This is a genomic window from Flavobacteriales bacterium (assembly GCA_020635855.1).
Classification (GTDB): Bacteria; Bacteroidota; Bacteroidia; order JACJYZ01; family JACJYZ01; genus JACJYZ01.
The window spans coordinates 721,069-733,185 of the sequence record JACJYZ010000002.1 but is presented as its reverse complement, the minus strand read 5'-3'; the positions used below and the strand labels follow the sequence as shown (position 1 = coordinate 733,185).

Here is a 12,117-nt window from a genome sequence, read left to right as displayed (position 1 = left end):
TTCGATGTGTCAACATTGTATTCCGGAATTCTTTCGATCATAAAACCACCAGTTCAGCACCAGGCAAATCAGGTAGTATACCGTAAAACCATACAAGGCATATTCCGGGTGCCCTGCCTTGATCTCCTGACCGAAAATATTGGGGATGATAAATGCTCCGTATGCCGCAATGGCAGAGGTCCAACCCAATACCGGGCCGGCTTTTTCCTTACTGAAGATATATGGGATACTGCGAAAGGTTGATCCGTTCCCGATACCGGTTGCGAGGAACAGCAACATGAAACATCCGAAAAACGGCCACCAGAACTCAAGTGGGTTTGCAGAATTTCTTGCCTTAATCACAAAATAGGCCACCGCAATGGCACCCACTATCTGCAAGACGGTGCTCCACGTGGTCACCTTGGATCCGCTGTTCAGCCGATCGGATATGATGCCGCCTACAGGCCGTATCAATGCGCCAATAGCCGGTCCCAAAAACACCCACAGGCGGTAATTGGCATCGGGGAATATATCCTGGCACAATTTGGGGAAGGCAGCGGAGTACCCGATAAAAGAACCAAACGTCATTGTATAGATGACCGTCATGATCCAGTTATGTTTATCACTCAAAATGGAGAACTGCTTTTTCAGGTTTCCTTGAATGGCCGAAGGTGTTGCATACTTCATCAGCAACACACTGAGAAGAATAACTATAGGAAGCACCACCCACATATTAACCTTCAACCCGATAAGGAGATAACCGCCAACCGCAGCGGCCACCACACCGTAAAACACCATGATCAGCGTTTTGGTGACACCCTGAAAGGTGTTTGGTAATTCCGGCGTTCCGGTAACCACATTGTTCATTCCAATAAATGCGGCAATGGAGGACAAAACCAAGAGCGGTACCCATACCCATCCTGCATTCTGGACCCCAGGAAATGGAACATCGTTTACCACGGCCGTGCTCGCGGATGCAAAGAGGGCAATTGGCACAACAAGGGGGATGAGTTTTTGCATAACCGCCACTCCCAGGTTCCCGATGCCGGCATTCATTCCCAAAGCATATCCCTGCACTTTTTTGGGAAAGAAGTAGCTGATGTTATTCATGGAAGATGCGAAGTTGCCACCACCGAATCCGGACAACAGCGCCATGGCTGCAAAATAGGCATAGGACGTATCCGGGTCACTCAGTCCATACCCGGTTCCCACGGCAGGAATGATAAGCAACGCCGTGGTTACAAAGATCACATTCCGCCCTCCACCCAATGCAATCAGAAAAGAATTCGGCAAACGGAGCGTTGCACCGGCGAGTCCGGCAATAGCCGGCAACGTATAGTACATGCCGTTGATATCCGACATGACCTTTTCATACTCTGCACTTCCTACAGATAGGTTTTTCAACAAACCGAAGGTGAACCCAAAGTCTTTCATGTAGGTAACCAACATGCCCCACATGATCCATACAGAAAATGAAAGGAGCAAAGCGGGGATTGATATCCACAGGTTTTTGTTGGCGATCCTTTTTCCGGTGCTATTCCAGAACTCCGGATCTTCCACATTCCAATGATTGATATTGACTGACATAGCTGATGTTACTATTGGTTCCTATTTAGGTATCCGGCCCTATTTTAATGATGCTCTATCTTCCGCATGGTTTCAGGGTGCTTGGCATGCATCATCTTTTGCACGACACGGCGCATCCATATCAGGCAGATGGCGGAAAGTGCCAGAATAAACATCCAGCAGCTGGTCCATAAACCTGTTCCTTCCAGAAGATAACCGAATATGATCGGGCAGAAGAATCCTCCGAGTCCACCCAACACACCTACCATACCACCTACCACTCCCACCTCATCGGGGAAATAATCGGGGATATGTTTATATACAGCCGCCTTTCCAATTCCCCAGATCGATCCGATCAGGATGGCAAGCACGGCAAACACCCATACATTCGCTTGAAAGTACACATGCGTGATCCCTTTGGCCAGGAGTTGTTTTTTGGTCACCTCATCACCTTGTTTCACCACAGGCTCTTGCCATACCTCTTTTGTAGGAAAAATCAATTCCCTGCTTCCAATATTATCCAACTTGGCTTCCTTGTGTTTTAACGGGTATGTATTGCTTCCAACCACAATTCCCTCGGGAGTAACCTCCTGAACAACTCCACCCGCCCGCGCCATCACTCCGCGGCCCGGAGAGAATATATCCATCCTTGGAACAATCAGCATCGCACTGATCACAACCGATGAACTCAGCACCCAATACATCACCTTTCGTCCACCCCATTTATCCGACAACCAGCCACCCAAAGCCCTGATCACACCGGAGGGAAAACTGAACAGGGCCGCAAAAATCCCGGCGGTGACAAGTGGCAGGAAATACACATTCACGAAATACGGCACCAGCCATTGCGAGAAGGCTACAAAACATCCGAAGACCAGAAAATAGTACAGTCCGAATCGCCACACCCGCAAGGAAGAAAGGGGCGCCAACATACCCGCCAACGTTTTGTTGCTGGTAGCCGGTTTTTTGTTCGTGGTAAAGAGGAAGAAGATAATGGCCATCACCACCAACCCCACAGCGTATATCACAGGCAGCGTTCTCCAACCCTCAATATGGGTTCCGCCATCGGTCAGATTCTTAAGAATGGTAGGGGCCAGCAATGTGGTAATCGCTGCTCCGGCATTTCCCGCGCCGAAAGTTCCCAGGGCTGTTCCCTGCCACTTCTTGGGGTACCAAATCGATGTGAATGCTATTCCCACCGCAAAGCTTGTCCCGGTGAGACCAAACCCGAAACTACAAAGTGCGAACTGCCAGAAACTATTGGCATAACTCAGCAAGAACATGGGAATCGCAGAAATAATCAGCAGCCATGTGAATACCGGGCGTCCCCCGAATTTATCGGTGAGTATTCCAGCTGGTAATCGGAAGATGGCACCTGTTAACACCGGAATACCCATCAACCAGCCAACCTCAACCGGTCCCCACGAAAAAACCTGATTGTCTACCAGAAATGTAACCAGAACACCGTTCAACATCCATGCAGCAAAACATATGGTAAAGGCAAGCGTGTTGAAGAACAAGATGCGGTTGGCTCCTTTGGTAAGTGTTGTCGATTCCATAATTCCAGGGTTTACTGCGTGCGCATTTTACTACAAAAGAAGCCGTTGGCCCATGTACAAAAAATGAGACAGATCATATTTCACCATGAATAAATCAGAATTACATTATCGCGCGAAATACCCGGATAAATGGACAATCCCATCCTCCCATATGTAGAAGAAGCAGCATAAAGGACAGGTCAATGATTTTATAGGTCGTAGCGGTAGATACGGGGCAGATTTTCAATCCTGTTGATGTCGTACTTCAGGTCCTTGATCAGGCCATCTCTTCCGTCATACACCCACCCGTGAATCTGGAGTTCACTGTTCTTCCACGCCCGCTGAACGATGCGGGTTTTCGCCAGGTTGTTGACCTGCTCCATCACGTTCAACTCCACCAACCGATCTTCACGTTGTTCGCGTTCCGTGATCCCGTCAAGTTCCCGGTGATGTATTTCATACACCTGCTTGATTCCTCGCAGCCAATTGTTCACAAATCCGAAATCAGTGTTTTGCATGGCGGCACAGACACCCCCGCATCCATAATGACCGCATACGATCACATGCTTTACGTGCAGAATATCCACGGCATAGTATAAAACACTCAGCAAATTCATATCCGTTTGAATCACCACGTTGGCGATGTTCCGATGTACAAATATTTCTCCCGGGTGTGTCCCGGTCACTTCATTTGCAGGTATGCGGCTATCCGAACAACCGATCCACAGGTACTCAGGAGATTGCCCCAGGGAGAGTTTTCTGAAATAATCCTTATCCTGCCTTACCTGCTGTTCAGCCCAATTTCGGTTGTTACGAATCAGCCTTTGATAGCTCTCTTGCATCTCTCTCGTTCCTTGTTGGTTGTTCATGTAAAAATCCTGCATGCGAAGGACGACAGAAAACCACTTTCAAAACATGACCTGAATCATCAGTCAAACATTCATATCAGATAATCTATGATATGGATCATTGTTTGAGCACCCACACAGCAATAATTTTGGACCATACAATCAAAGGCAAAATCATGATAAACAAACTCGATCAGGTAGGAGCGGTTGTAACTACAGATTACAGAACCGCTTCGGTGTTCCGAAAACATGGTATTGATTTTTGTTGCGGAGGCGGAAAGACCATTGAAAAAGCATGCCAATCCAAAGACGCCAACATGTCATTGCTTTTGGATGAGTTGAATGCCCTCTCCGGTGAAACCGACACGAACGAATCGCGATATACCGAATGGCCATTAACCCAGCTGGTGGATTACATTGTGGATCACCATCACGTGTATACAAAAAGAACCCTTTTGGAATTGGACCAATACCTTTCCAAGGTGGAAAAGGTACATGGCGAACACAACCCGGAGCTAAAAAAGATATACCATCTATTTTCTCTTATGGCCGAGGAATTAACCGTTCACATGTACAAAGAAGAATCGATCCTGTTTCCATACATCCAAACCCTTGACGAATATTGGAGCAAAGGTCAACCGGCACCCAAACCCGGTTTTGGAACCATCCAATACCCCATTCAGATGATGGAACAGGAACACGAACAGGCGGGAGATTGCATGAGTGAAATACGGTCGTTGACCAATGATTATTCGCCGCCGTCCCATGCGTGCAATACATACCGGGTATCTTTTAAACTACTTGAAGAATTCGAAAAGGATCTTCATATGCACGTGCACCTTGAAAACAATATTTTATTTCCACGGGCCATTCAACTCGAAAAAGAATCCAATCAACTATGAGAAAAGAACTAGACCCTACATCTATTGAAAGCAGCGAACTCGTTGAAGAAACGTTCGATTTCTGGTTCCGCGACAGGGAGCATATTCGTTCACCGTTCCCGGAATACATACAACCCAAACTTAAACAGGCATCCATCGAACGTTTCTTCAGCTGGACCAGCAAACTCCAGGATGAAGCGGAAAAAGAAATCACCGACTACATGATTGGTGAACGGTTTGAAGAGATTTTGTTTGAGACCGCACTGGAACTGGTGCAAACGGAGGATGAGAAACTTACCATTTATTACCCTTTCATGCCGCGAATCGGAGACGTAATTGAAGCATCCGATGAAAACAACGGAAAAGCAGGAACCATTTGCGACCGAAGTATTCTAAAAGAAGGAGACAGGACATTCATGAAAGTCGTTATAGATACTAAGACAGAAAACAGCAAATGGGAAACCCGGTTTGAAATCCCAGCCTAACCCGGCGTTTCAACTTACTTACCGAACCTTTATATCATTGCGGTACTGCGTGCGTGTCTCCTCATGCGTCACGGGATTCCATCTCACAAATTCTCCATCCAACCGGTCATTTTCATACCAGCCTTCCGTTAACTTATTTCCGGATGCATCCCAGGTAACCCACAAACCATTACGCTTTCCATTTTTAAAAGCTCCCTCCATCCTTCTCTTACCATTTTCATAGTACCAAACCCATCTTCCATCGGTTTTTGACTGATTGTACCCGCCTGATCGTTTGATCTGCCCGTTACCGTACTGATCCACTTTGTTCCCCGGCCCAGAAAAATGCCAGATGGCCCAAACAAATATGATCAGCGCGGTGATGATCTTATGGTAACTGTTATACCGAAACTGAAACATTCCATTTTGTGGTTACATCTATTCAGGTCTTTTTTCATGGCTGGCTCCGCGCATGATTTTGAAAACATGAAGAATGGATGGAAACAGGGCATCCATTGTTTCCGTTGCCCCCCCGGTTGAACCCGGAAGCGTAAGAACCAATGTGTGCCCGATGGTGCCTGCAATGCCCCTGGAAAGCATGGAATAGGGAGTTCGGGCCTGCCCGTAACTCCGTGCCGCTTCCATCACTCCGGGCATCTGGCGATCCAGGAGGGGCGCTATCGTTTCGGGCGTAACATCCCTTGCAGACAAACCCGTTCCACCAGTATAGATCAAAAGATCCACCCCCAACGCGCAATACACCTGCACCTTTTCCCGGATGGCTTCGGGTTCATCCGGAATGATATCATAACCTGTCACTTTCACATTGCATGCCTTCAACTTATCCATGATTACCTTACCTGCCCGATCCTCTTTCTTGCCGGAAGAGATGGAATCCGAACACACCACCACAGCCGCACTCAGATCCCTCCTGTAGGTATCGGCAAAATCTGATTTACCACCCCGTTTCTCCACCAAACGAATGACGCCTATCTCAATTTTTTTATCAATGGGTTTCAGCATATCATACATGGTCAACGCCACCACCGAAGCCCCGTGCATGGCTTCTACTTCAACACCGGTTTTATATACACTGCCAATCTCCACCCTGATTCTGATTTCCAGATCGAGCACCTCATAAGAAATCCCTGTATACTCAACAGGCAGTGGATGACAATCCGGAATAAGGTCAGGCGTTTTTTTAACACCCAGCAGACCTGCTGCTTTCGCCATTTCAAAAACGTTTCCCTTCGGAACCCGGTTGCTTTCTATCGCCTCAATGGTTTCCGGGAGACTTACCTTAACAACAGCCTCAGCTAAGGCCGTTCGGTAGGTTGTTGGTTTATGGGTGATGTCTATCATGATTCATTTGTTTGTTTTCCACTGGTATGTTTGATCGCCAAAAATCTCCTTGCCGAAGATCGGCACCTTGCTTTTGATAGCCTCAACGATAAAATGAACGGCTTCAGAAGCCGCTTTGCGATGTGAGGCGGAAACAAACACAAAAAGGCATATTCCACCTGCCTCAACAGTACCGAGGCTATGATGAATATGCAGACAGGTAATATCAAATCGAGTGAAGGCGCCTTCCCTGATCTTCTCAAGAACGGGCTCCGCCATTTCCTTATATGCGGAATACTCAATAGCAGATACCGTTTTTCCTTCAACCACATCAGCCCTGACCTGCCCCAAAAACAACTGATGCGCTCCAATCTTTGTTTGGGTCTGATGTTTGGCTATAGACTGCGCAATGGCTGTCGGAGGGATCGCACCCTCCACCCACACTTGTCTTTTTTTCGTTTCTACTTTTTGCATAAACCTTCGTATCATGTATTGTTCATCTCATGCATTCACCGAATGTCAACTCCTAACCTCCGGCGTACGGCGGCAAAACAGCCACTTCGTCACCGGCACGTAGTACCGTTCCACCATTTTCCAAAACCTGATTGACGGCCAACCGGCAGATGGACGGATCCCATGTTTCATATCTCTTTCTCAACAGGAACTGAAGTTCTGCGAGCGTAATCCCTTCGTCAACATCCAGGTTTTCTACCTGCAATCGCACCACGTCACAAACCTGACCGAAATATCTTATTGTAATCTTCATATTGCATCGATTTTCTCCAATTCCCGGGGTGTATTGATGTTCATGAGCACACGCGCTTCAAGAAAAGGATCCTCATCCAATACATCCACATATTTCACGTGCACACTGTGTATGGTCTTTTTCACACTTAGTTGACCCGCCATCAGGCATGCTTCAAATGCAGGCAGGCAGGTACGTTTGTAAACAGCAGTGAGGGGATAAACGGCATCTTTCATCCTGGGAACCACGGCATCAAAACCTTCCGATTGCTCCAACAGCAATCTCAGGAGATCAGGTACCACGAACGGGCTGTCACAGCATGTAAACACATTGACCTCGGTATCAGAAACAGCCAGGGCCGTACAAATACCGGCAAGCGGTCCTGCCCCCACAACCACATCCTGATATATGGGTACGCCCAAACTGTTATACATTTCGCCTTGGGCAACAATGGCCACGGTATTGCAAATAGGTTCCAAAGCACTGATGGCATGCACGATCATTGGCCTTCCCTTCACAACAATCCAGGCCTTATCGCGCCCCATCCGGGTACTCTTTCCACCCGCAAGCACAAACCCTGATATATGCCTTTTCTCCCTCATACCAAAAACAATTTCACACATGCAATCGCCAAAACAAAGGCAAGCATGTATTTTAACCTGGCATTACTGAACCTGCCGCTGCCCATATATCCGCCGAGCATTCCACCGATCATCACCACCGCAACCATTAGGAACGCATCAGAGTCGATGGAAATCCCACTCATCAGCATGCCGCCCATTCCCGCCGCCGAGTTTACCCAGATGAACGGTGCGGACACCGCTGCAGTGGTTTTCATATCGCCCCATCCCATCAGAAGGATAACCGGACTTAATACAATGCCCCCGCCGATCCCGATCATTCCGGACATGAATCCAATCAGAACGCCGGTTACCAATCCCTGCCACAACCTTGGCAATTCAATGTTGGTCCGTTCCCGCCCGAATACGCCTACCATCCGCAAAATGGCAAAAGCCAAAACAACACCCAGCACCTTTTTATATATGGATGCATCGATTCCGACATAACCTCCCAAAAATGCGGCAGGAATAGATGTGATCACAAAAGGATAAAACAAGGACCAACTAAAATGTTTCTGTTTATAGAAATGAATAAAAGCCATTCCCGACACGAACAAATTCAGCAGCAATGCTGTTGGCCGCATCACTTCCGTTGGGAAACTGAACAACGCCATAAGTGCCAGATAGCCGCTGGCACCTCCATGACCAACAGAAGCATATAGAAATGCAATCACCGGTAACAGCAACAAAAAAACACCCACCCAATGAATGGAAGACAACATGGTTAAATAGGGTTTTCTTTTAGCAGGTTTTCCAATTCCTTTTGCAGAAACCGCTCACACCTGGCATTCAGTTGTTCATACAAAGCAATGATCTTCCGTCCGGCATCGGTCAGTTGTGCACCTCCGCCTCCTTTCCCTCCGGGCGCCTTCACAACCAACACCCCATGCGACGTCTGGTTCATGGATTCGACCAGCTTCCAGGCTTTCAGGTACGACATTTTCATTGCCTTGGCGGCTTTGGAGATGGAACCGCACGCATCAATATGCTTCAGCAATGCAATTCTTCCCTCTCCGAGAAATGCACCATTGCGGCCCATGACCCAGAGCCGCTTCTTGATAACAAAGGATGGAAATATATTGCTCACCGTTATATTTTAGAATGTATAACGATCAAATGTAAAAGGTCACAGGAACTCAAAATATGATATGTATCAGTAAAAAGTTGGTTTCCTGCTGAAATGAATCAGCTGGAATTCCTTTGCCCCGGAAGCAACTTCATAGAAGTGGTTTATAATTTCTCGAAACGGGCCTGAAAGAACCTGAGATACTTGGGTTCGTAAATCATCTTCAGACCCTTGATCTCCTCGCGTCTTTCATATACACGAGCAACCGATTCCGCAACAACATCCATGTGTGCCTGGGTATATACACGCCTGGGTATGGTAAGCCTTACTAATTCCAATTCAGGCTGATAGTGCTTCCCCGTTTTTGCATTCCTGCCTGCAGACACGATGCCCCTTTCCATCGTACGTACAGCAGAATCGACATAAATTTCCGCCGCAAGGGTTTGGGCCGGATAAAGTTTTTGAGGAAGGTGGTTAAGGATTTTTTTTGCGTCGAGAAATATACCATGGGTACCAAGCGGCCTGACTACCGGAACATTAGCCGCTTCCAGCTTCCGTCCTAAATAATGTACTTGCCCCACCCTGGCCCTGATATGTAAATCATCAACTGATTCGGCTATGCCGATGGCCATTGCCTCCATATCCCTGCCTGCCAATCCGCCGTATGTATGCAACCCCTCATACACCACCACCAGATTACGGGCTTCTTCAAACAACCGAAAATCATTGATTGCAAAGAAACCCCCGATATTGACCATGGCATCTTTTTTTGCACTCATGGTCGCTCCATCCGTTAACGAACAGATCTCTTTGACAATCCGCTTAACCGGAACATTTTCATAACCCGGTTCACATTGTTTAATCATGAATGCATTCTCCGCAACCCGGGTCATGTCATGGATGACTTTGATTCCGTATTCATTGGTCAGCTTTCTCAATGCCCGTAAGTTCTCCAACGATACTGGCTGTCCTCCGGCCATGTTCACGGTGGTAGCTATCGACACGTATGGTATTTTTTCAGGTCCATGTTTCTTGATCAGGGTTTCCAATTTATTAAGGTCAACATTGCCCTTGAACGGAAACTCACTTTCGGGATCATGCGCTTCATCAACGATCACATCTACAAATTGCCCCCCGGCCAGTTCCTGGTGCAACCGCGTTGTCGTGAAATACATGTTGCCGGGTATGTAGTCACCTTTCTTTATCATTATCTTGGATATAAGATGTTCTGCTCCCCGCCCCTGATGGGTGGGCACCACGTACTTGTATCCATAAAACTCCCGAATGGCTCGTTCCAGGTTGTAAAAATTCCTGCTGCCTGCATAAGCCTCATCTCCCAGCATCATGCCCGCCCATTGCCGATCGCTCATGGCAGCTGTTCCACTGTCTGTAAGCAGATCAATATAAACATCATCCGAATCCAACAAGAAGGTATTATAGCCTGCTTTTTCAATGGCTTTTTCCCTTGCAGTTTTCGAGGGAACATGAACAGGCTCAACAACCTTGATCTTATAAGGTTCAGCCCATGATGACAATGCGGGAATCTTCATATCATTTTTCTTTGGATATGGCCCAAAGCTATGGATGACACAAAGCACACAATATGATCGGTATCATTGTTTAATGAACAGACCACAAACACATCAGCAAGGGTGCCGTTTTAAGGAAGGAAAAAAACTTCAACTTCGCCTCCGGCTTCCACCTCGGTTCTTTCCGCCGGTATATAAACGACAGCATCGGCAAGCGCGAAATCCATCAGCATATCTGAGCCCTGTTTTTCTAATATCTCTACCTGATTCCCATTCGTTTTTGCCTTTAGAAACCATGCGCGTTGATCCTTTTTTCGGAAGGATTGTTTAAGTGACATAATCCTCTTTGCGGGTGTTCCATCTTTATAACCGCTCATTTTTCTCAGGGCAGGAAGCACATACTGGTAATAACACATCAAAACGGCCGCGGGGTTTCCGGGTAAAGCGAACAAAAGGTTTTGCTGAACCAACCCAAAAAACATCGGCTTACCCGGCTTCTGGTTGATTTTATAAAAGATCGGATGAACATTGAGTGCTTCCAGGCTTCGCTGCACAAAATCATATTCACCGACCGAAATACCTCCGGAAACAATAACCACATCCGCTTCTTGTAATGTTTGCCGTATGGCATCACAGGTGGCCTCCAAATCATCCTCCACCATACGAACCCCCGTCGTTTCATATCCTGCAGACGTCAATGCGGTATGTAACAGAACCGAATTGGTTTCATACACCTGTCCCTTGCGCAATGGCTCTCCGGATTTTACCAATTCGCTTCCGGTCACAACCAATCCAATCTTTGGCTTTGCGTACACGCTCACGCGAGTCATACCCAATCCTGTCAGAAACCCAACACCTGCAGGGCCAAGCAATGTGCCTTTGGGCAACGCCACATCTCCTTTGGCCACTTGCCCGCCAACATGTCGGATGTTGGACCCCGCATTGGGGTATACATGCACCGTCATCTCCCAATCTGACCAGGTTGCATCCTCCTGCCGCACAATGCTGAATGTCCCACCCGGCACCATCGCCCCGGTAAATATCCTGAAGGCTTCACCGGGTCCTACAACCACTTCCCTTGTATCTCCCGCTTTCACTTCACCTACTATCTTCCATTGAACATCCCGGTTTCCATCCGGCAACATGCCGATCGCAAATCCATCCATAGCGGATTGCGCAAATGAAGGCAGGGAAATAGGCGCCAGAACATCTTCAGCCACCACATACCCCACCGCATCTTGTACATCAATTCCGATCACAGACAAATGCCCCACGTGATCTTCTATCAAACGCCTGGCATCTTCAACGGCAACATTCGTACGTGTATCGGTCATATCTGAGCATTTTGCAAAACCACAATACATTTCATCACAATAAACCCCACGGTTCTTAACAGGCTTGGCTCTCGGTAACAAGTTCTGACATGCCCTCTCACCGGAGAACAGCACCTATAGCGCCGCATTTTAAATTCCAAATTAACCCAATGAGCAACAAAAAAATACTGACTTATAGCAACCAATCATCTGATCAATATCATTGA

Annotated in this window: 14 protein-coding genes; 2 read left to right on the top strand and 12 right to left on the bottom strand. The window is 47.4% G+C overall.

Features of this window, described 5'->3' with window-relative positions:
• Nucleotides 1–9: 9 nt before the first annotated feature.
• The 3 genes from H6585_03050 to H6585_03040 form a co-directional block, all read right to left on the bottom strand.
• Nucleotides 10–1,566: a NarK/NasA family nitrate transporter gene (locus tag H6585_03050; protein MCB9447305.1), complete on the bottom strand. Its 1,557-nt coding sequence runs from the start codon at nt 1,564–1,566 to the stop codon at nt 10–12.
• A gap of 44 nt (nt 1,567–1,610) precedes the next feature.
• Complete coding sequence (locus tag H6585_03045; protein ID MCB9447304.1) at nt 1,611–3,104, bottom strand: NarK/NasA family nitrate transporter; 1,494 nt, start codon at nt 3,102–3,104, stop codon at nt 1,611–1,613.
• A 188-nt stretch (nt 3,105–3,292) separates the two neighbouring features.
• Nucleotides 3,293–3,925: a carbonic anhydrase gene (locus tag H6585_03040; GenBank protein ID MCB9447303.1), complete on the bottom strand. Its 633-nt coding sequence runs from the start codon at nt 3,923–3,925 to the stop codon at nt 3,293–3,295.
• 182 nt (nt 3,926–4,107) lie between these two features.
• Between H6585_03040 and ric the strand changes: the two genes are divergently transcribed.
• A complete protein-coding gene (ric, locus tag H6585_03035) occupies nt 4,108–4,833 on the top strand; it encodes an iron-sulfur cluster repair di-iron protein (protein ID MCB9447302.1) in 726 nt (241 codons plus the stop codon).
• Complete coding sequence (locus H6585_03030) at nt 4,830–5,297, top strand: hypothetical protein (protein ID MCB9447301.1); 468 nt, start codon at nt 4,830–4,832, stop codon at nt 5,295–5,297. Before ric ends, H6585_03030 begins: the two co-directional genes overlap by 4 nt.
• An 18-nt stretch (nt 5,298–5,315) precedes the next feature.
• Here H6585_03030 and H6585_03025 read toward each other — a convergent pair whose 3' ends face one another.
• From H6585_03025 to H6585_02985, 9 genes are all read right to left on the bottom strand, one after another.
• Complete coding sequence (locus tag H6585_03025) at nt 5,316–5,696, bottom strand: hypothetical protein (GenBank protein MCB9447300.1); 381 nt, start codon at nt 5,694–5,696, stop codon at nt 5,316–5,318.
• 18 nt (nt 5,697–5,714) lie between these two features.
• A complete protein-coding gene (locus H6585_03020) occupies nt 5,715–6,638 on the bottom strand; it encodes a bifunctional molybdenum cofactor biosynthesis protein MoaC/MoaB (protein MCB9447299.1) in 924 nt (307 codons plus the stop codon).
• Between the two features lie 3 nt (nt 6,639–6,641).
• Complete coding sequence (locus H6585_03015) at nt 6,642–7,091, bottom strand: molybdenum cofactor biosynthesis protein MoaE (GenBank protein ID MCB9447298.1); 450 nt, start codon at nt 7,089–7,091, stop codon at nt 6,642–6,644.
• Between the two features lie 52 nt (nt 7,092–7,143).
• On the bottom strand, nt 7,144–7,383 hold the full coding sequence (locus H6585_03010; protein ID MCB9447297.1) for a MoaD/ThiS family protein: 240 nt from the start codon (nt 7,381–7,383) through the stop codon (nt 7,144–7,146).
• Complete coding sequence (locus H6585_03005) at nt 7,380–7,964, bottom strand: molybdenum cofactor guanylyltransferase (GenBank protein ID MCB9447296.1); 585 nt, start codon at nt 7,962–7,964, stop codon at nt 7,380–7,382. The genes H6585_03010 and H6585_03005 overlap by 4 nt, the downstream gene beginning before the upstream one ends.
• Entirely contained in the window at nt 7,961–8,704 is a 744-nt protein-coding gene (locus H6585_03000) for a sulfite exporter TauE/SafE family protein (GenBank protein ID MCB9447295.1), read from the bottom strand. The genes H6585_03005 and H6585_03000 overlap by 4 nt, the downstream gene beginning before the upstream one ends.
• Before the next feature lie 2 nt (nt 8,705–8,706).
• Nucleotides 8,707–9,021: a LysR family transcriptional regulator gene (locus H6585_02995; protein ID MCB9447294.1), complete on the bottom strand. Its 315-nt coding sequence runs from the start codon at nt 9,019–9,021 to the stop codon at nt 8,707–8,709.
• Between the two features lie 191 nt (nt 9,022–9,212).
• Complete coding sequence (locus tag H6585_02990) at nt 9,213–10,598, bottom strand: tyrosine phenol-lyase (protein MCB9447293.1); 1,386 nt, start codon at nt 10,596–10,598, stop codon at nt 9,213–9,215.
• Nucleotides 10,599–10,708: 110 nt separating this feature from the next.
• Nucleotides 10,709–11,911, bottom strand: coding sequence for a molybdopterin molybdotransferase MoeA (locus H6585_02985; GenBank protein ID MCB9447292.1), 1,203 nt, complete (start codon nt 11,909–11,911; stop codon nt 10,709–10,711).
• Nucleotides 11,912–12,117: the final 206 nt, after the last annotated feature.

Excerpts from the sequence above, each read along its gene's own strand:
- H6585_03050 (MCB9447305.1), bottom strand. The coding sequence starts at position 1,566 with ATGTCAGTCAATATCAATCATTGGAATGTGGAAGATCCGGAGTTCTGG.
- H6585_03045 (MCB9447304.1), bottom strand. The coding sequence starts at position 3,104 with ATGGAATCGACAACACTTACCAAAGGAGCCAACCGCATCTTGTTCTTC.
- H6585_03040 (MCB9447303.1), bottom strand. The coding sequence starts at position 3,925 with ATGCAAGAGAGCTATCAAAGGCTGATTCGTAACAACCGAAATTGGGCT.
- ric (MCB9447302.1), top strand. The coding sequence starts at position 4,108 with ATGATAAACAAACTCGATCAGGTAGGAGCGGTTGTAACTACAGATTAC.
- H6585_03030 (MCB9447301.1), top strand. The coding sequence starts at position 4,830 with ATGAGAAAAGAACTAGACCCTACATCTATTGAAAGCAGCGAACTCGTT.
- H6585_03025 (MCB9447300.1), bottom strand. The coding sequence starts at position 5,696 with ATGTTTCAGTTTCGGTATAACAGTTACCATAAGATCATCACCGCGCTG.
- H6585_03020 (MCB9447299.1), bottom strand. The coding sequence starts at position 6,638 with ATGATAGACATCACCCATAAACCAACAACCTACCGAACGGCCTTAGCT.
- H6585_03015 (MCB9447298.1), bottom strand. The coding sequence starts at position 7,091 with ATGCAAAAAGTAGAAACGAAAAAAAGACAAGTGTGGGTGGAGGGTGCG.
- H6585_03010 (MCB9447297.1), bottom strand. The coding sequence starts at position 7,383 with ATGAAGATTACAATAAGATATTTCGGTCAGGTTTGTGACGTGGTGCGA.
- H6585_03005 (MCB9447296.1), bottom strand. The coding sequence starts at position 7,964 with ATGAGGGAGAAAAGGCATATATCAGGGTTTGTGCTTGCGGGTGGAAAG.
- H6585_03000 (MCB9447295.1), bottom strand. The coding sequence starts at position 8,704 with ATGTTGTCTTCCATTCATTGGGTGGGTGTTTTTTTGTTGCTGTTACCG.
- H6585_02995 (MCB9447294.1), bottom strand. The coding sequence starts at position 9,021 with ATGGGCCGCAATGGTGCATTTCTCGGAGAGGGAAGAATTGCATTGCTG.
- H6585_02990 (MCB9447293.1), bottom strand. The coding sequence starts at position 10,598 with ATGAAGATTCCCGCATTGTCATCATGGGCTGAACCTTATAAGATCAAG.
- H6585_02985 (MCB9447292.1), bottom strand. The coding sequence starts at position 11,911 with ATGACCGATACACGTACGAATGTTGCCGTTGAAGATGCCAGGCGTTTG.